The sequence below is a fragment of the Pseudomonas peradeniyensis genome, from assembly GCF_014268935.2.
Classification (GTDB): Bacteria; Pseudomonadota; Gammaproteobacteria; order Pseudomonadales; family Pseudomonadaceae; genus Aquipseudomonas; species Aquipseudomonas peradeniyensis.
This window is the reverse complement of sequence record NZ_JABWRJ020000001.1, coordinates 1,687,958-1,712,599: the sequence shown is the minus strand read 5'-3', so window position 1 is coordinate 1,712,599 and position 24,642 is coordinate 1,687,958. Positions and strand designations below refer to the sequence as shown.

20 protein-coding genes are annotated in these 24,642 nt (G+C 65.8%); 4 read left to right on the top strand and 16 right to left on the bottom strand.

All coding sequences use genetic code 11. From position 1 onward, the window contains the following. Window positions 1-17: 17 nt before the first annotated feature. Entirely contained in the window at window positions 18-833 is an 816-nt protein-coding gene (locus HU751_RS07410) for an AraC family transcriptional regulator (RefSeq protein WP_186735227.1), read from the bottom strand. A 135-nt stretch (window positions 834-968) separates the two neighbouring features. Here HU751_RS07410 and HU751_RS07405 point away from each other — a divergent pair, with 135 nt between their 5' ends. Continuing rightward, window positions 969-1,592: a LysE family translocator gene (locus HU751_RS07405; protein ID WP_186713393.1), complete on the top strand. Its 624-nt coding sequence runs from the start codon at window positions 969-971 to the stop codon at window positions 1,590-1,592. 5 nt (window positions 1,593-1,597) lie between these two features. Here the strand turns inward: HU751_RS07405 and HU751_RS07400 are convergent, their stop codons facing one another. The 11 genes from HU751_RS07400 to HU751_RS07350 form a co-directional block, all read right to left on the bottom strand. Beyond that, window positions 1,598-1,873, bottom strand: a complete 276-nt coding sequence (locus HU751_RS07400; protein ID WP_008095636.1) for a peptidylprolyl isomerase — start codon at window positions 1,871-1,873, stop codon at window positions 1,598-1,600. Between the two features lie 52 nt (window positions 1,874-1,925). Further along, window positions 1,926-3,875 (bottom strand): acetoacetate--CoA ligase, encoded by a 1,950-nt coding sequence (locus tag HU751_RS07395; protein ID WP_186735225.1) that lies wholly within the window; start codon window positions 3,873-3,875, stop codon window positions 1,926-1,928. A gap of 283 nt (window positions 3,876-4,158) precedes the next feature. Further along, the gene (gene hbdH / locus HU751_RS07390; protein ID WP_186735223.1) at window positions 4,159-4,929 is read right to left on the bottom strand and encodes a 3-hydroxybutyrate dehydrogenase; all 771 of its coding nucleotides are present in this window, start codon (window positions 4,927-4,929) and stop codon (window positions 4,159-4,161) included. An 11-nt stretch (window positions 4,930-4,940) separates the two neighbouring features. Further along, window positions 4,941-6,332 carry a GntP family permease gene (locus HU751_RS07385; RefSeq protein WP_186735221.1) on the bottom strand — a complete coding sequence of 464 codons (1,392 nt, stop codon included), beginning with the start codon at window positions 6,330-6,332 and terminating at the stop codon, window positions 4,941-4,943. Window positions 6,333-6,610: 278 nt separating this feature from the next. Then, entirely contained in the window at window positions 6,611-7,996 is a 1,386-nt protein-coding gene (locus HU751_RS07380) for a sigma-54 interaction domain-containing protein (RefSeq protein WP_186735219.1), read from the bottom strand. 129 nt (window positions 7,997-8,125) lie between these two features. Then, window positions 8,126-9,142 carry an ABC transporter permease gene (locus tag HU751_RS07375; RefSeq protein ID WP_186735719.1) on the bottom strand — a complete coding sequence of 339 codons (1,017 nt, stop codon included), beginning with the start codon at window positions 9,140-9,142 and terminating at the stop codon, window positions 8,126-8,128. Then, on the bottom strand, window positions 9,142-10,200 hold the full coding sequence (locus HU751_RS07370) for a microcin C ABC transporter permease YejB (RefSeq protein ID WP_186735717.1): 1,059 nt from the start codon (window positions 10,198-10,200) through the stop codon (window positions 9,142-9,144). The genes HU751_RS07375 and HU751_RS07370 overlap by 1 nt, the downstream gene beginning before the upstream one ends. After that, window positions 10,197-12,119, bottom strand: coding sequence for an extracellular solute-binding protein (locus tag HU751_RS07365; RefSeq protein ID WP_437181038.1), 1,923 nt, complete (start codon window positions 12,117-12,119; stop codon window positions 10,197-10,199). The genes HU751_RS07370 and HU751_RS07365 overlap by 4 nt, the downstream gene beginning before the upstream one ends. A 16-nt stretch (window positions 12,120-12,135) precedes the next feature. Next, entirely contained in the window at window positions 12,136-12,417 is a 282-nt protein-coding gene (locus tag HU751_RS07360) for a peptidylprolyl isomerase (protein WP_186735713.1), read from the bottom strand. Window positions 12,418-12,496: 79 nt separating this feature from the next. Next, window positions 12,497-13,558, bottom strand: a complete 1,062-nt coding sequence (locus HU751_RS07355; protein ID WP_186735711.1) for a 3-deoxy-7-phosphoheptulonate synthase — start codon at window positions 13,556-13,558, stop codon at window positions 12,497-12,499. 50 nt (window positions 13,559-13,608) lie between these two features. Beyond that, window positions 13,609-13,752 (bottom strand): hypothetical protein, encoded by a 144-nt coding sequence (locus HU751_RS07350; protein ID WP_186735709.1) that lies wholly within the window; start codon window positions 13,750-13,752, stop codon window positions 13,609-13,611. Between the two features lie 601 nt (window positions 13,753-14,353). Between HU751_RS07350 and mnxG the strand changes: the two genes are divergently transcribed. After that, window positions 14,354-20,206 carry a manganese-oxidizing multicopper oxidase MnxG gene (mnxG, locus tag HU751_RS07345; protein WP_186735707.1) on the top strand — a complete coding sequence of 1,951 codons (5,853 nt, stop codon included), beginning with the start codon at window positions 14,354-14,356 and terminating at the stop codon, window positions 20,204-20,206. Window positions 20,207-20,333: 127 nt separating this feature from the next. Here mnxG and HU751_RS07340 read toward each other — a convergent pair whose 3' ends face one another. The 3 genes from HU751_RS07340 to HU751_RS07330 all read right to left on the bottom strand — a co-directional run bounded on the left by HU751_RS07340 (window position 20,334) and on the right by HU751_RS07330 (window position 21,766). Then, window positions 20,334-20,579 (bottom strand): hypothetical protein, encoded by a 246-nt coding sequence (locus HU751_RS07340; RefSeq protein ID WP_186735705.1) that lies wholly within the window; start codon window positions 20,577-20,579, stop codon window positions 20,334-20,336. Between the two features lie 96 nt (window positions 20,580-20,675). Then, a complete protein-coding gene (gloA, locus tag HU751_RS07335; protein WP_186735703.1) occupies window positions 20,676-21,203 on the bottom strand; it encodes a lactoylglutathione lyase in 528 nt (175 codons plus the stop codon). A 206-nt stretch (window positions 21,204-21,409) separates the two neighbouring features. Beyond that, a complete protein-coding gene (locus HU751_RS07330; RefSeq protein WP_186713382.1) occupies window positions 21,410-21,766 on the bottom strand; it encodes a histone-like nucleoid-structuring protein, MvaT/MvaU family in 357 nt (118 codons plus the stop codon). A 346-nt stretch (window positions 21,767-22,112) separates the two neighbouring features. On the opposite strand from HU751_RS07330, the gene HU751_RS07325 reads away from it, so the two are divergent. Beyond that, window positions 22,113-23,402, top strand: coding sequence for an OprD family porin (locus HU751_RS07325; RefSeq protein WP_186735701.1), 1,290 nt, complete (start codon window positions 22,113-22,115; stop codon window positions 23,400-23,402). A 64-nt stretch (window positions 23,403-23,466) separates the two neighbouring features. Then, complete coding sequence (gene cobF / locus HU751_RS07320; RefSeq protein WP_186735698.1) at window positions 23,467-24,216, top strand: precorrin-6A synthase (deacetylating); 750 nt, start codon at window positions 23,467-23,469, stop codon at window positions 24,214-24,216. Window positions 24,217-24,273: 57 nt separating this feature from the next. Here the strand turns inward: cobF and HU751_RS07315 are convergent, their stop codons facing one another. Continuing rightward, window positions 24,274-24,588: a hypothetical protein gene (locus HU751_RS07315; protein WP_186735696.1), complete on the bottom strand. Its 315-nt coding sequence runs from the start codon at window positions 24,586-24,588 to the stop codon at window positions 24,274-24,276. Between the last annotated feature and the right edge of the window lie 54 nt (window positions 24,589-24,642).

Genomic DNA, 24,642 nt, shown 5'->3' with positions numbered 1-24,642 from the left:
AGGGCGAGTATTGAAGATTATTGCATGGCTGCGCGATAGGCCCCCGGCGTTACCCCTGCATGCGCCTTGAACACCCGCTGGAAGTGACTCTGGTCGGCAAAGCCTAGGCGATACGCGACTTCCGCCAGCGGCCGGTCCTGGCGCAACAGTTGCCGGGCCCTGTTTATCCGGGCGTTGAGCAGGTAGGCATGGGGCGTCATGCCAGTGGCGATGTTGACGGCACGGATCAATTGATAGCGCCCCATGCCCGCCAGCCGTGCCAGGCCGTCGAGGCTCAGTTCGGCCAGCGTCTGCTCCTCGGCATGGGCCAACAAGTCGCGGAGTGTCGACGGCGGCAAGGGCGGCGCGGGTGGCAGGTCCGGATGGATGGAGAAGTCGTTGTCGCCAAGAAAAGCCACTAATGCCGCTTCTTTCTCGAACGCTGTCGCCTTGGAAAACAGCAGGGTGTTCAGCCCGCAGAACTGCCGGTACAGCGCCGCCGAGCGGCTGACCCGGGCCACTGCGCCGGGCTGGTCGGCGGCAAAGCCCGATTCCAGGCGCAGGCAGCGTAGCCAGTCGGCGTCCAGGTGCAGCATCTGGTAGCTCCAGGCCTGCCCGGCCTCAGGGTTGCAGGCATGCACCCGCTGGGCCGGCACGAATACCAGGGTGCCAGGGGGCAGGCGCACCTGTCCGTCACTGGCCCCGGTGAAGCGGCTATGACCGGCATCCACCGCACCGATGGAAAAGCTCGGATGGCTGTGGGCCTTGTAGCAGGCGCGGCTGTGGCAAGCGCGTCGGCTCTCGACGTAGGGCAGGGCCGGATCGTGCCAGATTTCACTGCTCGAAGGGGTCATGGAGAGGGGGCCTGGAGGTGGGCGCAGGGCGCCAGTCTAGCGTCTACCTACTGTTCCGGCCATTTGCCGCGTCACTGTGCTTGACGCGCCTGCCCACCGGACGCGACGCTGCGACGGTCCCGCTGGAGAAGAATAATGGACCTGTCGAGCTTGCTGCTGTTCATCCCCGCTTGTTTCGCCCTGAACATGGCGCCGGGGCCCAACAACCTGCTGTCCCTGCACAACGCCAGCCGCTATGGCCTGCGCACCGCCTGCGTGGCTGGCGGCGGGCGCCTGCTCGCCTTCAGCGGCATGATCGCCCTGGCCGCCATGGGCCTGGCCGTGGTGCTGCATACCAGCGAGTACCTGTTCCTGGCGATCAAGCTGCTGGGCGCGGGCTATCTGTTCTATATCGCCTGGCAGCTGTGGCGGGCGCCGGTCGGCGAGGCGGCGGTGGCTGGCGAGCAGCCGCGCGGCACCTGGAAACTGGCGCGACAGGAGTTCTGGGTGGCGGCGGGCAACCCCAAGGCGATTCTGATCTTCACCGCCTTTCTGCCGCAGTTCGTCTCGGTTGGCAGCGCCACGCCGGTGAGCGAGCAGTTCCTGCAACTGGGCGTGCTGTTCCTGTTGCTGGAGTGGGCGGCCATCGCCATCTATGCCGGGCTTGGCGCTTACCTGCAGCGCTGGTTCGAGCGGCCTGGGCCACGGCGGCTGTTCAACCGGATCAGCGCGTCGCTGCTGGGTTGCGCCGGTATTGGCCTGCTGGCCGCCCGGCGCTGAGGGGGTCAGTCGCGGTAGAAGGTCTGCACCAGGTGATAACCGAACTTGCTCTTGATCGGCCCGTGCACCACGCGCAGGGGCTTCTTGAAGATCACCTGGTCGATGGCACCGACCAGCTGGCCCGGGCGCACTTCGCCCAGGTCACCGCCACGCTTGCCGGACGGGCAGGTGGAGAACTTCTTGGCCAGCACGTCGAAGGCCTCGCCGTTGGCGATGCGCTGCTTGAGCTTTTCGGCTTCGTCAGCGGTCTTGACCAGGATATGACGGGCTTGGGCTTTCATGGGGGTACCTGTGTTTCTGGGCAAAAGGGCGACATTATGCCTGATGTCGTCATCAGCGTAACTCCGGGCGGTCGCGGAACTGCTCCAGCGCCTCGGGGTTGGCCAGGGCGTCGGTGTTCTTCACCGGCAGGCCATGTACCACGTTGCGGATCGCCAGCTCCACCAGCTTGCCGCTGAGGGTGCGCGGGATATCGTCGACCTGGGCAATCACCGCCGGCACATGGCGCGGCGTGGTGTACTGGCGGATCACCTGGCGAATACGCTGGCGCAGGGCATCGTCCAGTTGCAGGCCGTCGCGCAGGCGCACGAACAGCACCACGCGCACGTCGCCGTGCCAGTCCTGGCCGATGGCCACGCTCTCCAGCACCTCATCGACCTTTTCGACTTGGCGGTAGATCTCCGCGGTACCGATACGCACTCCACCGGGGTTGAGCACCGCATCGGAACGGCCGTGGATCACCAGGCCGCCCCCTGGGATCTGCTCGGCATAGTCGCCCTGGCACCAGACCCCCTCGAACTGGCTGAAATACGCATCATGGTAGCGCCTGCCGTCGTCGTCGCCCCAGAAGCCCAGCGGCATCGAAGGGAAGGGCTGGGTACAGACCAACTCGCCTTTCTCGCCAGTGATCGACTGTCGCTGTTCATTCCACACATCCACCGCCATGCCCAGGCCCTTGCCGGCGATTTCGCCCCGACGCACCGGCAGCAGCGGGTTGCCGAGCACGAAGCAGGCGACGATATCAGTGCCACCGGACATGGACGCCAGGCACACGTCGGGCTTCACCTTGGCATAGACATAGTCGTAGCTGTGCGGTGACAGCGGCGAGCCGGTGGAGAGGATCAGCCGCAGGCTGTCGAGGCGGTGGGAGCTTGCCGGTTCGACACCGGCCTGCTCCAGCGCGGCAAGGTACTTGGCGCTGGTGCCGAAGGCATGGATCCCTTCGGCGTCGATCAGGTCGAGCAGGCGCTCGGGGCCCGGGTGGAACGGCGAGCCATCGTACAGCACCAAGGTGGCGCCGACCGCCAGGGCGCTGACCAGCCAGTTCCACATCATCCAGCCGCAGGTGGTGTAGTAGAACAGCACGTCGTCGGCCTTGAGGTCATTGTGCAGGCCGTGTTCCTTCAGGTGTTGCAGCAGCACGCCACCGGCACGGTGGACGATGCACTTGGGTACGCCGGTGGTGCCGCTGGAGTAGAGGATGTAGAGCGGGTGGTCGAAGGGCAGGGCAGTAAAGCCCAGGGTGCCACCCGGCGTGAAGTACTCGGCCCACAAGGCAGTGCGCTTGCCGCTGAACTCATCGGCGCGGGTCTGCGGCCGGGTATGGGGCACTACCAGCAACAGCTCGACACTGGGGAGCTGGGCCACGACCTGGTTGATCTTTTCCACCTGGTCGATGGTCTTGCCGGCGTACTGGTAACCGGCGCAGGCCACCAGCAGCCGGGGCGCGATCTGGCCGAAACGGTCGATGATGCCGTGGGTGCCGAACTCCGGCGAACAGCTCGACCAGACCGCGCCAAGGCTGGTGGCGGCGAGCATGGCCACCAGTGTTTCCCAGGTGTTGGGCATCACCGCGGCGATACGGTCGCCGGGCTGGATGCCGGCCTGTCTGAAGGCCTGTTGCAGCCCGGCAACCTGGGCGGCCAGCTGGTTGTGGGTGAGGCAGTGGCGAGTGCCGTCCTCGCGCACGGCCACCACGGCCGGGCGATCGTCGCGGCGCAGCAGCAGGTGCTCGGCAACGTTCAAGGTGGCGCCGCGGAACCAGCGGGCCTCGGTCATGTGCTCGCCTTCCTCGAGGACGCTGGCCGGTGGCGTATGCCAGCGCACATGGAAGTACTCGGCCAGGGCCTGCCAGAACTGCGAGCGCTGCTCGATGCTCCAGCGGTGCAGGGCGGCATAGCTGTCGAGCTGGAGGTTGAAGCGCCGGTTGACCCGGCGGCGGAAGGCTTCCATCCGGCTCGCTTCGACTCGGGTGGTGGAGGGGCGCCAGAGTACGTCGTTCATGCCGGGACCCTCGGAAATGGCTGATAGTGGGTACCATATGCATCTTCAGGCCATGCGCAATCCCTGTAGGAGATCGCCCAGCCCTTCGGGCTGTGCTGTCGCGCGGGGAACTGTTATCCCTGTGGGAGCGGCCTTGCGTCGCGAAAGGGCTGCGCAGCAGCCCCGGCATTTTCGAGGGTGGCTTAGAACCTGGGGCCGCTGCGCGCCCCTTTCGCGACGCAAGGCCGCTTCCACAGAAAACATGATCATCATGCAAGAAGCGTCCTTACTCCACTTTAGCCGCTTACTGAGCAAGCCAACCGCCATCCACGTTCCAGGCGGCGCCACGCACCTGGCTGCCGGCATCGCCGCACAGGAACAACACCAGCTCGCCGAGATGCCGGGGCGTGACGAAGGCCAGCGAAGGCTGCTTCTCGGCCAGCAGGTCGTGCTGCGCCTGCTGCGCGTCGCCACCGTTGGCGGCACGGTCGTCGATCTGCTTCTGCACCAGCGGGGTCAGCACCCAGCCCGGGCAGATGGCATTGCAGGTGACGTTGCTGGTGGCGGTCTCCAGGCCGATGACCTTGGTCAGGCCGACCACGCCGTGCTTGGCGGCGACGTAGGCGGCCTTGCCGGTGGAGCCTACCAGGCCGTGCACCGAGGCGATGTTGACGATCCGCCCCCAGCCCCGCGCGCGCATGCCCGGCAGGACCAGGCGGCTACCGTGGAACACCGCTGACAGGTTCAGCGCGATGATCTTGTCCCAGGCCTCCACTGGAAACTGCTCGACCGGCGCCACGTGCTGGATGCCGGCGTTGTTGACCAGGATGTCGACCGCGCCGAACTCGCGTTCGGCCAGGGCGAACATCTGCTCGATCTGCGCCACGTCGGACAGGTCGGCGGGGTGGTGGGCCACCTTGACCCCGTGCTGGCTGATCTCGGCAATGGCGGCCGCCGGGTCGCCAAAGCCGTTGAGCAGGATGTCGGCACCAGCCTCGGCCAGTACCTGGGCTATCCCCAAGCCGATGCCGCTGGTGGAACCGGTGACCAGTGCGGTCTTGCCTTTGAGCGTCATGCCGTTCTCCTTCATACGATGCCGGTGGCGTAGAACGTGGCGATGACCACGAACACGGCCAGGGTCTTGATCAGGGTAATACCGAAAATGTCCTTGTAGGCCTCGCGGTGGGTCAGCCCGGTAACCGCCAGCAGGGTGATCACCGCGCCGTTGTGCGGCAGGGTGTCCATGCCGCCGCTGGCCATGGCGGCGACCCGGTGCAGCACCTCCAGCGGGATGTTCGCCGCGTTGGCGGCGGCGATGAAGCTGTCGCTCATGGCCGCCAGGGCGATGCTCATGCCGCCGGAGGCGGAGCCGGTGATGCCGGCCAGCAGGGTGACGGTAATGGCTTCGTTGACCAGCGGGTTGGGGATGCCGCGCAGGGCGTCGGCCAGGACCAGGAAGCCCGGCAGCGAGGCGATCACCGCGCCGAACCCGTATTCCGAAGCGGTGTTCATCGCCGCCAGCAGGGCGCCGCTCACGGCGCTCTTGGTACCTTCGGCCAGGCGCTGGCGAATGGTGCCGAAGGCGCACACCAGTACCATCAGGATGCCCACCAGCAGGGCCGCCTGCACCGCCCAGATCGCCGTGAGCTTGGCCACGTCGCTCTGCACCGGTGTGGCCATGCCCGGCAACTGCAGGGTGTGACTGGTCCCGTACCACTGCGGGATCCAGTGGGTGAACAGCAGGTTCATCACCCCCACCAGCAGCAGCGGCGCCAGGGCCAGCCACGGGTTGGGCAAGGCGATGTCGTCGGCGGTTTCCGGTTCGTTGCGCAGGTTGCTGCCGTAGCCTTCGCCCTTGCGCTGGGCCTTGTTGCGCTGGCGTTGCAGGTAGAGCATGCCGGCGCAGAACACGAACAGCGTGCCAATCAGCCCCAGCCAGGGCGCGGCCCAGGCGGTGGTGTTGAAGAAGGTGCTGGGAATGATGTTCTGGATCTGCGGGGTGCCGGGCAGGGCGTCCATGGTGAAGGAAAACGCGCCCAGGGCGATGGTCGCCGGGATCAGCCGCTTGGGGATGTCGCTCTGGCGGAACATCTCGGCGGCGAACGGGTACACCGCGAACACCACCACGAACAGCGACACGCCGCCGTAGGTGAGCAGGGCGCAGACCAGCACGATCACCAGCATGGCCTGGCGGGTGCCGAGCAGGCGGATGGCGGCGGCGACGATCGAGCGCGAGAAGCCCGACAGCTCGATCAGCTTGCCGAACACGGCGCCGAGCAGGAACACCGGGAAGTACAACTTGATGAAACCGACCATTTTCTCCATGAACACCCCGGTAAAGGCCGGAGCCACGGCGGCGGGGTCGGTGAGCAGCACGGCGCCGAGGGCGGCGATGGGGGCGAAGAGGATCACGCTGTAGCCGCGGTAGGCGGCGAGCATGAGAAGGGCCAGGGCAGCGAGGGCGATGAACACGGTCATCGAGGGGGATCTCCAGGGTGTTGTTTTTATGGTTGCCGGGGAGATAGCGGGAATCGTGCCATATAGTTAACTAATTGATTTTATTGAATAAATACCTATATTCTGAATTTATTGTCTCTGTCTAGAGATGCACATTGGCTGAAGACCATCGCGGGGAAAGCCCGCTCCTACAGGGGGCGGTGTATTTGCAAGTATCACCAATCCCTGTAGGAGCGGGCTTGCCCCGCGATCGAGGGCGAAGCCCTCGCCATAGTCTCTATTTTGAAACGTAAATCTCTTTATTGAGACAAAATACCCAGCGCCACCATTTTCTTGTACAGCGTCGAGCGCCCCAATCCCAATGCCTTTGCCGCCTCCGGCACATTCCCGCCACTGCGTGCCAAGGCCTGTACAATCAGCCCGCGTTCAAACTGCGCGCAGGCTTCCCGGTACCCCAACTGCGGTGCCGTCTCGGCCACCGGGCTCAACGGCCCCAGCGCGTTGATCAGATCATGCACGCCCAACCGCGGCTGGTCCGCCAGCAAGGTTGCGCGCTCCAGCACATTGCGCAATTCACGAATGTTCCCGGGCCAGGCATGCCGCCCCAACAGCGCCTGGGCATCAGCCTCCAGCTCATACTGGCTGCCCAGTTCGGCGAGGATCGCCTCGCACAGCGCCGGCAGGTCCTCCAGGCGTTCGCGCAGCGGCGGCACCTGCACCGGCAGCACATTCAGCCGGTAGTACAGGTCAGCACGAAACGCTCCCCGGGCCATGGCCGCCTGCAGGTCGATGGAGGTGGCGGCGATGATTCGCACGTCGCTGCGCAGCATCTGGTTGCTGCCCACTGGCTCGTATTCCTTCTCCTGCAGCACGCGCAGCAGCTTGCTCTGCAGGGCCAGGGGCATGTCGCCGATCTCGTCGAGGAACAAGGTGCCGCCTTCGGCCAGTTGCAGCTTGCCGCTGCGTCCCTTGCGGTCGGCGCCGGTGAAGGCGCCAGGGGCGGTGCCGAAGAACTCGGCCTCCAGCAATGCCTCGGGGATCGCCGCGCTGTTGATGCTGACGAACGCCTTGTGCGCCCGTGCCGAGGCGGCGTGGATGGCATGGGCCAGCAGTTCCTTGCCGGTGCCGGTCTCGCCGAGCAGCAGCACCGGCGAGTCGCTGGTCGCGCCGCGGCGGGCGCGGCGCTTGGCCTCGAGGCAGGCAGGGCTGCTGCCGACGAACTGGGCGAAGCTGTAGCGGGCCTGGCGCGCGCGCAGCTGCGAGCGGGTCGAGGCCAGCTCCTGCTGCATGCTGGCGTAGCGCTTGAGCAGCGGCGACAGGCTGCGCAGCTCGTCGAACAGGGCGAAGCCGATGGCACCAATCAGCGCGCCCTGGTCGTCATGGATCGGTAGGCGCATCACCACCAGCGGCTCGTTCGGCGTGTCGAGCATGTCCAGCAGGATCGGCTTGCCGTTGCTCACCACCTCGCGCATCAGGCTGCCGGGGATCACCGCCTCGCAGGGCTGGCCGATGGCGCTGGTGGCATCCTGCAGGCCGAAACGCCGGGCATAGCGCTCGTTCATCCAGACGATGCGCGCCTGGCGGTCGACGATCACCGTGCCTTCGCTGGATTGCTCGATGATCTCGAACAGCGAGCGGATGGCCAGTTGGCGGACCTGGGGGTAGTCCTTGAGGTTGTCGTGCATGTTTGCAGTATCCACTTGAATCAGGAAGGCCCTATCGCGGGGCAAGTCGCATCGGCGCACCGCCGCTCCCACGTGGGAGCGGCGGTGCGCCGATGCGACTTGCCCCGCGATAGGCCGGTACAGGCAAATCTACCTTCGGGGATCGAACGCCTCGCGCAGCGCATCGCCGATGAATACCAGCAACGACAGGATCAACGCCAGGGCAAAGAACGCGGTAAAGCCCAGCCACGGCGCCTCCAGGTGCTGCTTGCCCTGGGTCACCAGCTCGCCCAGCGAGGCGCTGCCGGCGGGCATGCCGAAGCCGAGAAAATCCAGTGCGGTGAGGGTGGTGATCGCTCCGGTGAGCATGAACGGCACGTAGGTCAGGGTCGCGTTCAGGGCGTTGGGCAGGATATGCCGCAGCATCACCTGGGTGTCCGAAAGCCCCAGGGCCCGGGCCGCCTTGACGTATTCCAGGTTGCGCCCACGGAGGAACTCGGCGCGCACCACATCGACCAGGGTCAGCCAGGAGAACAGCGCCATGATCCCCAGCAGCCACCAGAAGTCCGGCTCGACGAACCCCGACAGGATGATCAAGAGGTACAGCACCGGCAACCCCGACCACACCTCCAGCAGGCGCTGGCCGAGCAAGTCCACCCAGCCGCCGTGGTAGCCCTGCAAAGCACCGGCCGTCACGCCGATCAGCACGCTGAGCAGGGTCAGGGCGAAGGCGAACAGCAGCGATACCCGCGTGCCGTACAGCACCCGCGCCAGCACGTCGCGACCCTGGTCGTCGGTGCCCAGCCAGTTACTCGCGCTGGGCGGGCTGGGGGTGGGGACCTGCAGGTCGTAGTTGGGGGTATCGGCGCTGAACGGGATCGGCGCGAACAGCATCCAGCCACCCTGGCCCTCGATCAGCTGGCGCACGTACTGGCTGCGGTAGTCCGGCTGGAACGGCAGTTGGCCGCCGAACTGCTGCTCGGTGTAGCGCTTGAGCGCCGGGGTGTACAGCTCGCCCTGGTAGCCCAGCAGCAAGGGCTTGTCATTGGCCACCAGTTCCGCGCCCAGGCTCAGCAGCAACAAGCCGGCGAACAGCCACAGTGAGATCCAGCCGCGGCGGTTGTCGCGAAAACGCCGCAGGCGGCGCCGGGCGATGGGCGAGAACATCAGCGCCCCCTCGCGTCGAAGTCGATGCGCGGGTCGAGCACCGTGTAGCACAGGTCGCCCAGCAGGCGGATCAACAGCCCGGCCAGTGTAAAGATGAACAACGTGCCGAACACCACCGGGTAGTCCCGCGACACCGCCGCCTCGTAGCTCATGCGCCCGAGGCCATCGAGGGAGAAGATCACCTCGATCAGCAGGGAACCTGCGAAGAAAACCGTGATCAGCGCCTGGGGCAGGCCGGCCACCACCAGCAGCATGGCGTTGCGCAGCACATGGCCGTACAGCACCCGGCGCTCGCTCAGGCCCTTGGCCCGGGCAGTGACCACGTACTGGCGGGCGATCTCGTCGAGGAAGGCGTTCTTGGTCAGCAGCGTGAGGGTGGCGAAGCCGCCGATCACCAGGGCGCCGACCGGCAGCACCAGGTGCCAGAAGTAGTCGGCGACCTTGCCCAGCAGGCTGAGTTGGTCGAAGTCCTCCGACACCAGCCCGCGTACCGGGAACCAGTTGAGCGAGGTGCCGCCGGCGAACAAGACGATCAGCAGCAGGGCGAACAGGAACGAGGGCAGGGCGTAGCCGATCACGATCAACGCGCTGCTCCAGGCGTCGAAACGGCTGCCATGGCGTACCGCCTTGCGGATGCCCAGCGGGATCGACACCAGGTAGGTGATCAGCGTGGCCCAGAAGCCCAGTGACAGGGTCACCGGCAGTTTCTGCACGATCAGCTCGGTGACCGTGGCGCCGCGAAAGAAGCTCTGGCCGAAGTCCAGCCGCGCATACTGGCCGAGCATCAGCCACAGCCGTTCGGGCGCGGACTTGTCGAAACCGTACTGGCGCTTGATCTCCTCGATCAGCTTCGGGTCCAGGCCGCGGGTCGCGCGCGATTCGCCCTGTACCGCCTCGGCGCGGGCGCCCGGCGCGCCGCCGCCGATGCCCTGCAGGCGCGCCACGGCCTGTTCCACCGGCCCGCCGGGCGCGGCCTGGACGATGGCGAAGTTCACCAGCAGGATGGCCAGCAAGGTGGGGATGATCAGCAGCAGGCGGCGCAGGATGTAAGCAGTCATGGCGCACTCCGCAGGCGTTCGGCCATCTGCGGGTTGGTCAGCGCCCGGGGGCTGATTTCCCACCAGGTGTCCAGGCCTTCGTCATAGGCCGGCTGTACCTTGGGTAGGCCAAAGCGGTTCCACCACACCGTCGAGCTGCCCGGCGGGTAGTAGTTGGGGATCCAGTAGTAGTTCCACTGCAGCACACGGTCCAGGGCGCGGGCGTGGCGCAGCATGTCGGCCTGGCTGGTGGCGCGCACCAGGCCGTCGAGCAGGCGGTCCACCGCTGGGTCCTTGAGCACCATCAGGTTGTTCGAGCCCGGGTCGTTGGCCGCGGCGGAGCCGAAGTAGTTGTACTGCTCGCTGCCCGGCGACAGGGTCACCGGGTAGCCGGTGACGATCATGTCGTAGTCGCGGGCCATCACCCGGTTGACGTACTGGGCGGAGTCGACGTTGCGGATGTTCAGTTCGACGCCGATCTGTGCGAGGTTGCGCTTCCACGGCAGCAGCAGGCGTTCCAGGCCCGACTGGCCATTGAGGAAGGTGAAACTCAGCGGCTGGCCCTGGGCATTCACCAGCCGATCACCCTGGGGATGCCAGCCGGCGTTCTGCAGCAAGGCCAGGGCCTGCAGCTGCTGCTGGCGGATGATGCCGGAACCGTCGGTGACCGGTGCGTTGAATACCTGGCTGAACACCTGGTCCGGCACCTGGCCGCGCAGCGGCTCGAGCAGCTTGAGCTCCTCGGCGTCGGGCAAGGCGCGGGCGGCCAGGGGGGTGTTCGAGTACAGGCTCTGCTGGCGGATGTACATGTTGCGCATCATCTGCCGGTTGCTCCACTCGAAGTCCCAGAGCATGCCCAGGGCCTGGCGCACGCGGCGGTCCTTGAATTGCGGCTGGTCCAGGTTGAACACGAAGCCCTGGGCGATCTGCGGCTTGGCCGGTGCCAGGTGGGCGCGCTGCAGGCGCCCGTCATCCAGTGGGGCACCGTTATAGCCGAGGGTGTAGGCGGTAGCGGAGTACTCGCGGTTGTAGTCGTAGCCTCCGCCCTTGAGTACCTGGCGGGCCACCTCGGTGTCGCCGAAGAATTCGACGCCGATGCTGGCAAAGTTGTACAGCCCGCGGACGGCCGGCAGATCCCTGGCCCACCAGCTCGCATCGCGCTCGAAGGTAATGCTGCGGCCGTTGTCGATCCTGCCGATGCGGTATGGGCCGCTGCCCACCGGCTTGTCGAAGCCGGCGCCGTTGGCGAAGTCGCGTTGCTGCCAGTCGTGCTCGGGCAGCACCGGCAGGCCGGCCAGTTCCAAGGCCAGGGTGCGGCCATGGGGCTGCTTGAAGTCGAAACGCACCTGGCGCGGGCCTTCGACCGTGACCGCGGCGACATCGGCGAACTGGGTGCGGAACTTGAGACTGCCCTTGTTCATCAGCAATTCATAGCTGAAGCGCACATCCTCGGCCCGTACCGGCTTGCCGTCGGCGAAGGTGGCGCGGGGGTCGAGGTAGAAGCGCAGCCAGGCGTCGTCGGGGCCGCGCTCCATGCGATGGGCGATAAGGCCGTAGACAGTGTAGGGCTCATCGAGGGAACGCACGGCCAGCGGTGCGTACAGCCAGCCATCGACCTGGCTGACGCCGATGCCTTTGTCGATGTAGGGCAGGATATGGTCGAAGTTGCCGATCTCGATGGCCGAGCGGCGCAGGCTGCCGCCCTTTGGGGCGTCGGGGTTGACGTAGTCGAAATGGCGGAAGTTCGCGGGGTAGCGCGGGGCTTCGGCGTAGACGGTGAGGGCGTGGGTGGGGGCGGCGTGGGCTAACGAGAGCGAGCACCACAGGATCATGCAACACAGTAACTGTGGGAGCGGGTTTACCCGCGAATGCGTCAGCTCAGGCAACGATGTTGCATGTACGGGCACATTCGCGGGTAAACCCGCTCCCACAGGGGACATCATCGCCTGCGATGACTTAGTCCTGACGGCTGGTCACTTCCAGCAGGTGATAGCCGAACTGGGTCTTCACCGGACCCTGGACGACATTCAGCGGCGCGCTGAAGACCACGGTGTCGAACTCCTTGACCATCTGGCCCGGGCCGAACGAGCCGAGGTCGCCGCCCTGGCGGCTGGACGGGCAGGTGGAGTTGGCCTTGGCGACTTCGGCGAAGTCGGCGCCAGCCTCGATCTGTGCTTTGAGTTCGTTGCACTTCTCTTCGCTGGAAACCAGGATGTGACGGGCGGTGGCTCGGGCCATGGGTACTGCTCCTTGGGATCGAAAAGGCAAGCCTAGCGCACTTGTTCGTGCCGTGTCTCGCAAGGCTTGCCATGCAGGCTTACAGGCGTGCGGCGGCGTCGCGCAGCAGGGCCTCGGTCGCCTCCCAACCCAGGCAGCCATCGGTGATCGACACGCCGTATTTCAGCGCACCCTTGCCAAGGGCCTGGCAACCATCGAACAGGTGCCCTTCGAGCATCACCCCGACCAGCGAACGGTCGCCGGCCAGTCGTTGAGCCAGTACATCCTCGAACACCGCCGGCTGGCGAGCCGGGTCCTTGCCGCTGTTGGCGTGGCTGCAATCGACCATGATCCGTGGCGCCAGACCTGCCTTGGCCAGCCCCTGGCGGGCCAGGGCGACGCTCTGGGCGTCGTAGTTCGGGCCCTTGTGCCCGCCGCGCAGCACCAGGTGGGTGTCGGGGTTGCCCAGGGTTTCGATGATCGCCGGGTGGCCCTGGGCGTCCATGCCGAAGTGGCGGTGCGGGTGGGCGGCGCTGCGCATGGCGTCGCAGGCGATGCCGATAGCGCCGTCGGTGCCGTTCTTGAAGCCGACCGGCAGCTCGAGGCCGCTGACCATCTCGCGGTGGATCTGCGACTCGGTGGTGCGCGCGCCGATGGCGGCCCAGCCCAGCAGATCGTCGAAGTAGCCTGCGGCCATCGGCTGCAGCAGCTCGGTGGCGATCGGCAGACCGCGTTCGAGCATGCCCAGCATCAGGCCGCGGGACAGGGCGATGCCGGCGTGCATGTCGTCGCTGCCGTCGAGGTGCGGATCGTAGGCCAGGCCTTTCCAGCCCACGGTGGTGCGTGGTTTTTCCACGTAGGCGCGCATCACCAGCAACAGCTTGTCGTCGACTTCGCGGCTGAGCGCGGCCAGGCGGTCGGCGTATTCGAGGGCCGAGCGCGGGTCATGGATCGAGCAGGGGCCGACCACCACCAGCAGGCGTTCGTCGCGGCCTTCGAGGATGGCGCGGATCGCTTGGCGGTGAGCATGGACTTGCTGGGTGAGTTCATTGGACAGCGGCATCTGCTGCTTGAGCAGGTGCGGACTGGGCAGGCGCTGGCTGACGGTGGTGTTGGCAGCGTGCGGCTGGGTCAGGGGCAGGGCGAGGTTCGAGGCTTGCATGGCGTTTTTTTCCCTGGGCGGACGGCGGGTTCTGGCCCGCGTCGTCGGCCCTATCGAGGTGTTCGACTGATCGTCAAATGGGGTGTCTGTGCGGCATTGCCACCGGAAATCGACCGAACGGAGGCGGCAGGCTGGCCCGAACGGAACTGGCTAAATCGCCATGCGAAGGTGCGGTAATAGGTGGTGTAGTTCATGTCGCTGTCCTCAAGGTAATCGGTATGTTTCGTAGGTCCGGAAAAGCAAAACCCCCGGTCGGGGAGCCGACCGGGGGTTTGAGTATTCTCATGTTCGGCGGCCCCTCGAAGGTGGGCGCCGGATGGGTCATCGGCGCCTAGTGGCTAAACCAATACCCAAAATAAAAGCTGGCAACGGCGTTACGACCGGCAACAGCCAGCACGCGGTGCGCGGAGCGACCGGTGTGGTTGGCGTGGTTGCAGGTTTGTTTCGACATGTTGCTCTCCAGTGATTGAGGCCGAGCTTACTGCACCTTTGCGCGTGTGTTCAATCACTAAATGCTATCGATTCGATAGCGTGGCAGCGGCGCACAGGTACTACGCCAACCTGTAGGAGCGGCCTTGTGCCGCGAAAGGGCCGCTCCTACAGAGATCACGTCAGTTGAGAGATTTCAGCAAGACAGTTGCTCCCACGCGGTTCCAGGAAAGCCCCCCAATTAAGGGTGAAAGCGCCCAGCTCATCCTTTCTATTTCTATCAAGTACTTGATAAACAACGACTAAATTCATGGCACAAGCCTTGCTCACCTCCCCGCAGTATCCCTGTGTCCCCGGAGGTGCCCCATGTCGACCCCTCGCAAAGGCCCGGTCCTGTCCACCTTCCTGCTGGCCCTGCTGGGCTGGCAGGTCTCCGGCGAGGCCGCGGTGCAGTGCCAGCGCACGCTGGTAGCCAACGTGGTGGCGCTGGATCAACCACTGATGTTCAACCGCCTCGGCGCGCAGAACGCCAACGGCATGATGTACGCCCTGCGCCAGGACGTGGTGGACGAGCACCGCGTGCCTTTGAGCAAGGGCGGCGCCGCGGTACCGGGCAAGGTCACCCTGCGCCCGGACAAGCGCCCGCGGCCGATCGTGCTGCGGGTGGCCGCCGGTGACTGCCTGACGGTCAACCTGACCAACCTGCTGGCCTACCAGGCCAACCCCAACAAGCACGGCATCGACCACGACGAAACCGAAGTCGAAGGCGAGGAAGAAGAGGGCGCCGAAGTCGAGAACGAAGGCGGCGAACACTTCGTTGCCGACGAGCAGGTCACCGACCGTCATGTCGGCTTCCAGGTCAACGGCCTGCAGGCGGTCAACAGCATCGGCGACATTGCCGCCAACACCGGGCGCAACGGCAACTTCCTGGTTGCCCCGGGTGGCACACGCAGCTACACCCTCTACGCCGAGCGCGAAGGGGCGTTCGCCGTCACCAGCCAGGGCGCCACCTTTGGCGGCCAGGGCGGCGCCGGCAACGTCGCCAACGGCCTGTTCGGCCAGGTGGTGGTGGTGCCCAAGGCCGGGCGTACCTACCGCAACACCCTGACCGAGGAAGAGATGCGCCTGGCCACCACGGGGCGCACGGCCACCGGCCAGCCGGTGATCGACTACCAGGCCCGTTACCCCAACGCCGAGCCGTGGATCGCCGAGGGCAAGGCCGGCAAGCCTATCATCGCCATGCTCGACGGCAACGAGATCCTCAGCAGCGAGACCGACGCCATCGTCATGGGCCCCAACCCTGACGGCAGCTTCCCGGCCAGCACCTACCCGCTGGAAAGCGTCGGCAAGCGCAACCCGGCGCTGCCCAACCGGCTGGAGGCGTTCCGCGATTTCGCCTCGCAGTTCGCCGACGAGGTGGCCGCGACCCAGGCGTTCCCCGCCTACTGGGCGGACCCGGTCATGGGGCATGTACTCGAGCCGACCCGCGACTCGTTCATGATCAACTACGGCTCCGGCGGCATGGGCGCCGAGGTGGTGGCCAACCGCCTCGGCGTGGGGCCGATGCATGACTGCCTGTCGTGCGCCTACGAGGAGTTCTTCCTCAGCGCCCACACCGTGGGCGATATCGGCACCCTGGTGGATATCCCGGCCAACGTCGGGCTGGAGAACATCCGCCCTGGCCAGACGCCGCCGGCCAGCGCTACCGGGGTCAAGGCGACCATGGCCCTGTACCCGGCCGAGCCTGCCAATGTGCACCACAGCTACATCGGCGACTTCACCAAGTTCCGCAACACCCACAACGGCCACGAGCAGCACATCTTCCACCTGCACGGGCACCAGTGGCTGTTCAACCCCAACGACGACAACTCCGACTACATCGACGCCCAGGGCATCGGCCCGGGCGTTGGCTACACCTACGAGATCGCCAACGGCGGCTCGGGCAACCGCAATCGAGTGGCGGGCGATGCCATCTATCACTGTCACTTCTACCCGCACTTCGCCCAGGGCATGTGGGCCATGTGGCGGGTGCACGATGTGTTCGAGCCGGGCACCCGATTGGAGGTCAGCGGCGAGGGCACGAACGGCTTCCACAGCACGCCGTTCGCCCTGCGCAATGGCAAGCCGGCCCAGGGCGCCCGGGCGCTGCCGGACGGCGAGATCATCGCCGGCACGCCGATCCCGGCCATCGTGCCGCTGCCGGGCAAGGCCATGGCACCAATGCCGGGCAAGGTCACCGTGGTGCCCAAGCTGTCCGAGACCTTGATCGCCGGGCATGAAGAAGATGATGACGAAGAGGAGGAGGGCGACGACCATCCGGACGCGCCAGCCACACCGCGTGCTGTCGGTTCCCTGGCCCTGGTCGACCGCAGCGAGACCAATCGCAACGCCGACGGCAGCCTGAAGAACCCCGGCTACCCGTTCTGGATCGGCGGCATGGAAAGCAGCGTCGGCCAGCGTCCGCCGACCCCGCCGCTGGACATGCTCGACCCAGCCCTGGCCCGTCAGCTCAAGGACAGCGGCAAGGCCCTGTGGGCCAACCTCGACCCCAATCAGGTCGACGGTTGGGACGGCGGCCTCGGTCGCCACGCGCTGGACGGCGTGTCGGCCGGCGGCGAGGCGGTGACCACCACCACCAAGCTGGATTTCTCCAAGGTGGTGCACAAGGCCAAGCCGATCTACCTGCCCGAGGAGGGCACCGAAGTCGAACAGGCCGCGATGCAGTTCCACGCCAAGGTCGAGCACCCGAGCTTCGCCCTGATCCCCGGCAGCGCGCCGGTGGCCAAGGCCTTCCGCACCAACGGCGCCCTGCCCACGGCGGGGGCGCCGTTCTACGAACCCTGCATGGACGACCGTGGCAAGCGCCTGACCCAGTCCTCGGGTGTCGGCGAGTTCTTCAGTGGCGAAAACCTCACCGGCATGAGTTTCCGCGGCTCGTCCACCTTCACCGCCGACCGTCCGCGCATCTACAAGGCGGCCAACATCCAGTTCGACGCGGTGTACAACAAGGTTGGCTACCACTTCCCGCAGGCGCGCATCCTCGCCCTGTGGGAGGACGCCTGGCCGGTGATCACCAAGCAGCGCCCGCCGGAGCCGCTGGTGATGCGCATGAACACCTTCGACTGCACCCAGTACGTGCACACCAACCTGATCCCGTCGTACTACGAGATGGACGACTATCAGGTGCGCACGCCAACTGACGTGATCGGCCAGCACATCCACCTGCCCAAGTGGGACCTGACCGCCGCCGACGGCTCGGCCAACGGCTGGAACTACGAGGACGGCATCCTCTCGCCCGGTAGTGTGGTCGAGCGTGTGCATGCCATCCGTAGCTTCAATAATTGCACCGAGGGCGACGCCCGCGACGGTACCGCCGCGTGCCCGAAAGCCAAACAGCATCCGTACTTCGGGCGCTTCGGCCGGGCCGACTGGCTCGGCGCGCGTACCGCCATGCAACGCTGGTTCGCCGACCCGCTGGTGAACGTGCACAACGTCGACCGTGGCCTGGGCACTATCTTCACCCATGACCACCTTGGCCCATCGACCCACCAGCAACTCGGGCTGTACGCGACCGTGCTGGCCGAGCCTGCCGGTTCCACCTGGTACCACGCCGAGACCGGCGAACAGCTGTACAACCCGGCCACCCGCCAGGACGGCGGCCCGACCTCGTGGCAGGCGGTGATCCAGACCGGCGACCATGACGGCGACGGCAAGAACGACAGCTACCGCGAGTTTTTCCTCGAGTACAGCGACTTCCAGCACGCCTACGAGGCCGGCGTGTACGTGGGCGCCGGCCCCAACGGCATACCGGATGGCCAGGCTTACCCGGCCACCGCCGACAGCTTCCGCTACGCGATCAACCCGCCGGTGCGGCAGAAAGCCTCGACGCTGCTCGAATCGGTGGTCGAGTCGCGTGGCGGGCTGAGCCCGGGCTGTCCGACCCGGCCGTGCCCACAGGCGATCTCGGTGGATGACCCGGGTATGTTCGTCGTCAATTACCGCAACGAGCCGCTGGCCCTGCGCGTGTTCGACCCGAACAAGGTCGGCCCGGACGGCAAGCGCGGCATGCAGGCCGACGGCCTGGGCGGCGACCTGGCCTATGCCATGCAGAGTCGCACCGACCGCGCCATCCCGGCGATGAACCTGGCGCCTTCGGCGATCACCCAGGCCACTGGCCCCACCGGCGGCACCACGCTGTTCCCGCCGCACGTCAACAAGGGCAGCGAGCCGGGCGATCCGTTCACCCCGTTGCTGCGCACCTATTCCGGCGACAACGTGCGCCTGCGCATGCACGCCGGTGGCCATGAGGAGGAGCACAACGTCACCCTGCACGGCGTGAAGTGGCTGCAGAACGGCTCGGGCTTCGGCAACAGCTCCAACTCGGGCTGGAAGTCGTCGCAGATGGTAGGCATCTCCGAGCAGCTCGGGTTCATGGCGCCGGTGTCGATGATCTCGAGCTCCGCCGCCACCAACGGCGACTACCTGTACTCGCTGGACGCCGCGCTGGAAGGTTACTGGAACGGTATCTGGGGCATCATGCGCAACTACACCGCCCAGCGCGCCGACCTGTTCGCCCTGCCGAACAACCCGCAGCCGGTGGCCATGCGCAACACCGTCAACTTCGACGGCATCTGCCCGAAAACCACGGCCAACGCCAATGGCATCGGCACCCGGCCGACGGTCAAGCGCAGTTACGAGATTGTCGCGGCCCTGGCCAACGACATCCTCGAGAATCGTCACGGGGTCAGCATCAGCGACCCGGCCGGTATTGGCCAGCACGTCGGCGGTGCGCTCAAGGCCAATGGCGGCACCCTGGTGTTCAACAGCCGCAAGGTCGATATCCCCATGGCCACGGTCACCGACGAGGAGGATGGCGCGACCTTCACCGTCGGCGGCCACAGCTCGCCATTGCACGACCCGACCGCGGTGCTCTACGTGCGCAAGGCCGATCTCGACACGAGCACCGGCAAGCTCAAGGCCGGCGTGCCGGTCGAACCGCTGGTGCTGCGCGCCAATGCCGGCGACTGCATCAGCATCACCCTGGAGAACCGCCTGCCGCTGATGATGCCGGACCTGCCCAGCACCGCAGTGATGCAGAACGTGGTCAAGCGCGACCGGGCCGGTGGCGAGGGCTCCACGGCGTTCAACAACAACCTGATGCGCCCGTCCAGCCACGTCGGCCTGCATGCGCAGCTGCTGGCCTACGACATCACCAAGTCGGACGGTGTCAACGTCGGCCTCAACCCGGTGCAGACCGTGCCACCGCGCGCCGGCGCCAGCGGCGCCTACCCGAGCCGGGTGTACCAGTACTACGCCGGGCACCTGGAGCGCGAAGGCAAGCCGGTGCTGCAACTGGGCCGCACGGTGGACAACATCAACACCACGGCCATCGAGTTTGGTGGCCTCAACCTGACCCCGGCGGATGTCATCAAGCAGCCGCAGAAAGGCCTGGTGGGCGCCATGAGCGTGTTGCCGCAGAGCGCGACCTGGACCGAGGACAACGCCAGCCGCGCCCAGGCCACGGTGAAGGTCAGCGGCCAGCCCGACTACCGCGACTTTGTCACTGTGTGGCAGCGCTCGCTGAACATGCGCTGGGCCGATGGCAGGCCGGTGGAAGGCATCGCCACCGAGGGCAATGGCGTACCGGGTGATCCGAAGGACAACGGCAACATGGCGATGAACTACAAGACCGAGCCGCTGTGGCTGCGCTTCGGCCTGGCGCCGGACGCACCGTTCGGCCATGCCGACGGCTTCGGCTTCGCCGATGTGCCGAACGCCCACATGGCCTACAGCAACGCCCTGGTCGGCGGCGATCCGCAGACCCCGGTGCTCTGGGCCAAGCCGGGCCAGCCTGCGCGCAGCCATGTACTGATGCCCAGCGGCGGCAGCCGCGGCATCACCTACCAGCTCGACGGGCACCTGTGGCCGCTGCACAACTACCAGGCCGAGAAGAGCGATGTGCACGGCTACCCCATGGGCTTGCCAGGCATCGGCTCGGTGCGTTACGGATACAACCCGATGGCGATGTACGTGGGTGCGCAGGAGAGCGTGCTGCCGGCGGCGCACTTCAGCTTCATGCTGCCCAGCGCCGGGGGCGCCAATGCGGTGCCGGGGGATTATCTGTTCCGCGACTATGCCGCCTATGGCAATGCCTCGGGGTTGTGGGGGATCCTGCGGGTAACCAACGAAGCGCCGCCGTCCACCGCGCCGGCGCAGTGAATGAACTGGGTGGCCTCTTGGGAGCAGGGAGGCCACCCGGTACTTGCCGGTAGGGTTGCAGCGCCAATCAGATCAGGTGCCACTGACGTGACGCAACGCGGTTCAAAGGGGCGTGGGTGGCCCCAACTCAGAACACTCGCCGGTCAGCCTGGTCCAGCTGCTGGTCAACCAGCGCCCGGCCATGGGCCAGGGACACATGCTGGGCATTGTCCAGGTCGGCAAAGAACTTCATCGGGAGCGAGATTCGTCGACTGCTATGGCCTGCGGGATCGGTGATCACGCAGCCGGCCGCGTAGGGCAGGGGCGAGTCGGGGTGGGGCATCACGCTGGCAGTGATGGTGTGGTCGCGGTATTCACAGTGAAGGGTTTGCATCGTCCTTACCTCGCTGTGGCTGGGAACAGGCGTTCCTTCTAGATACCACAGCGAGGGGCCGGGAGTTCCCGGCCCGACGAGCGCGACCGGTGAAGGTCAGTCCTTGAGCGGAGTCGGCTGGATGATCTCGACCCAGTAGCCGTCCGGATCCTTGACGAAGGCCAGGTGGTTCATGCGGCCATCCTCCAGGCGTTTTTGGAACGGCACGTCCAGCGCCTCGAAGCGGGCGCAGGCAACACGTACGTCTGGTACCGAAATGCAGATGTGGCCGAAACCACGCGGGTCGGTGTTGCCATTATGGTAGGCGAACTCGGGGTCGTTTTCGGTGCCGTGGTTGTGGGTCAGCTCAAGCACGCCGGGGATCGATTTCATCCACTGGTGGCGCTCGGCGTCGTCGGCCGGAATCTGCGCCGGGTCGACCAGGGCCAGGAAGTACAGGCTGAAGGCCGCTTCCGGGAAGTCGCGCTTGTCCACCAGGCGGAAGCCCAGCACGCGGGTGTAGAAGTCCAGGGACTTCTCGATGTCCTTGACCCGCAGCATGGTGTGGTTGAACACGAATTGGGCGGTGGCGGTGTCCGGCTGGGCGGTAACGCCGGGCAGGGTTTGCAGATCGTGCAGGCTCATGGGTACTCCAGAATCGGGGCCTAAAACAGGCGGACCATGATACGGAAGTACGTCGTCAGCGCAAATGAAAGCGCCCCGCACGAGTGCGGGGCGCCGGAATTAGAGGCCCGCATGTGCGGGCGCGTGATGGGGTCGCTAGTCCTTTAGCTGGTTCGATACTGGGCCTGCGCATGTGAAAAAAGTGTGAAGCGGGTGTCGAGGTTTCATCAGCGCACCCAACTTTCCACCGTCTGCGCACCGTACTGTTCTTTCCAGGCTTTCAGCCCACGGTGGTTGCCGCCCTTGGTTTCGATCCGCTCGCCGGTATGCGGGTTCTGGTAGACCTTCACCACCCGTGGTCGACGCTGCTGCTTGACCTGCGCCGGGGCGCGGCTCACGGCCTTCGGATCGAGGATGGCGATGATATCGCGCAGGTTCTTGTCATAGCTTTTCATCAGGCCGACTAGTTTCTGCTCGAATTCGATTTCGCGTTTAAGGCCGGCATCCTTTTTCAGCGCTTCCAGTTGTGCCATCTGTTCCTTGAGCGCTTTTTCGGCAGCACGAAACTCTGCAAGTCTGGACACTGTCATCACTCCTGTAAGTCTGTCGTGGCGGGACGTGACGAACATGAAACCAGACTGAACGCCGGCCACGTGGATGGGTAAAGCTGTTCGCTAAGCGAGAGTGTAGTAGTCGCTTGCGAGTGGGTAAACAGCAAACTTTCAATCAATTAGTCGGGAACTTTGCAGGTTTTTCACGCGTTATTCGAATCGACCCGGCCAAAGGCTTTAGACCATGGTCACATGGCGCAGGCTAGAGCCCTTGGCGCAAAATTATGGATGATGGTCGAAATGTATTCGTTCATCGCGTAGTGCCGGTGCAGATGACTGCCCGGATGGTTTTTCGCCTTTCTTTTGGATGTTCCCTCGCATGTTTGCCCCTTTCCCCCTCGCCCCCGGGCGCCGAGTTGCCGGCCTGTTCTTCCTGTGTGCCGGTGTCAACGCCCAGGCCGCCGGTTTTCTTGCAGACAGCAGTGCCAAGGTCGAAGCACGCAATGTCTATTTCAACCGGGACTTCCGTGACGGCCACAGCAGTTCCAAACAGGGCGCGTCGAAACGCGAAGAGTGGGCGCAGGGCTTTATCCTCAATGTCCAGTCCGGTTATACCCAGGGGCCGGTCGGCTTTGGTGTGGATGCCTTGGGCATGGTCGGTTTCAAACTTGACTCCAGCCCCGCCGACAGCAACAGCGGCCTGTTGCCGTCTTCCGGCCACGACCCGCGCCACTCCGCCGACCAGTACGCCAAGATGGGCGTCGCCGGTAAGGTGAAAGTGTCCAATACAGTGCTCAAGTACGGGTCGATGATGCCGGATGTGCCCCTGCTCAAGTACAACGACGGCCGCCTGCTGCCGACCATGTTCCACGGTGCCTGGCTGACCTCCGAGGAAGTGCGCGACCTCAAGTTCACCCTGGCGCGCCTGAATCAGTACACCGCGCGGGATTCCACCGATCGCCAGGACATCCGAGTGCATTGCAAGAACAAGCGCTACGCCTGCGACATCGAGGCCGACCACTTCGACCTGGCCGGCGTCGACTACCGCGTCAACGAGCGGGTCAGCGCCCAGTACCAGGTTTCCAAGCTCGAGAATATCTACCGCCAGCACTTCCTCGGCCTGGTCGCCAGCCAGCCCCTGGAGGTCGGCACGCTGTCGGCCGACCTGCGGCTGATCAAGAGCGACGATATCGGCAACGCCCGCGCCGGGCACATCGACCACCGTGCCTTCAGCGGCATGCTCGGCTACAGCCTCGGTGGCCACAAGCTCAGCGCCGGCTGGCAGCGCATGTACGGCGACAGCGCCATGCCGTACCTCGATGGCAGCAACCCGTACCTGGTCAACTACGCCCAGGTCAACGACTTCGCCGCCGCCCAGGAACGCTCCTGGCAGGTGCGCTACGACTACGACTTCAAGGCCCTGGGTGTGCCCGGCCTGACCTTCTTCACCCGCTACATCAACGGCGACAACGTCAAGGTCCCGGGCAGCAATGCCGAGGGCAAGGAATGGGAACGCGACAGCGAGCTGAAGTACCAGGTGCAGTCCGGCACCTTCAAGGACGTCAGCGTGCGCCTGCGCAACTCCACCTACCGCAGCAACTACGAGAAGTGGGCGCGTGACATGGACGAGACCCGGGTCATCGTCAGCTACAACTTCTCGATTTTCTGAGCCGCTTTGCCAAAGGGCCGGTGGTCGGTCGACAATGACCACCGGCAACCAGGCAGGGCAGGTGATGAAACAGCTTCTACTGATCGGCATCGGGCCGGGCGATCCGCGCCAGGTCACCTATGAGGCGGTGGAGGCCCTGCGCCGCGCCACGGTGTTCTTTGTCCTCGACAAGGGCAGCGACAAGGATGAACTGGTGGGCCTGCGCCGGGCCATCCTCGAGCGCTACCGGCCCGAGGGCGGCTACCGCCTGGTGCAGGTCGAGGACCCGCGCCGGGATGGCCAGGCGCCGGATTATGTCGGCGCGGTGCAGGACTGGCACGTCCAGCGCGCCGCGTTGTACGCCCGCCTGATCGAGGACGAACTGGGGGCCGCCGACGTCGGCGCCTTCCTGCTCTGGGGCGAGCCCGGGCTGTACGACAGCACCTTGCGCATTCTCGACCTGGTGCGCCAACGAGGCTTGGCGTTGGCCTTGCAGGTGATCCCCGGCATCAGCAGCATCCAGGCCCTGGCCGCCCGCCACCAGATCCCCCTCAACCGCATCGGCGAGCCGTTGACCGTGCTGCCGGGCCGACGCCTGGGCGAACAGGCGCGGATCGACAATGTGCTGGTGATGCTTGACGGCCAGTGCGCCTTTGCTGCCTTGGACGACCCGCAACTGGTGATCTATTGGGGCGCCTACCTGGGCACGTCGGACGAGTTGCTGGTCAGCGGGCCGTTGCTGGCGGTGAAGGCGCGCATCGTGCAACTGCGCGAGGAGGCGCGGCGGCGCAAGGGCTGGATCATGGATACCTATTTGTTGCGCAGGGAGGGGTAGTGGTGGTTGGGTTGGTTGGTGTTCGACAAGAGCGCTGCAGATCCATCGCCAACCCCATCAAGGCCGCTGCGGCACCACCGAACTGCCAAAACTGTTGCCCATGCGCGTCGACGTCGCCGCCGGCGTCGCCAGCCCCATCTGGTTCGGCGCCTTGCGCTGCATCTGCCGCGTCGGATCCAGCTGTTCGCGCAGCCCCTTGGCGGCGCGCGGATCAGTGCCTTGCAGTTGCTGGGTCAGGCAGTCATAGGCCAACGCCCGTGACTGGCCGACCTGCACGTCGATGCAGCCCTGGTTGTCCTTGGGCGGTTCGGCGAGCGCCGGCAGGCCGCAGGCCAGCAGCAGGGGCAGGGCGGTCAGGGTCAGGCGGGCCATGGCGGGTCTCCGGGCAGTCGTTCCTCGGCGCAGTCTAGCGCCCGCAGGTTGCAA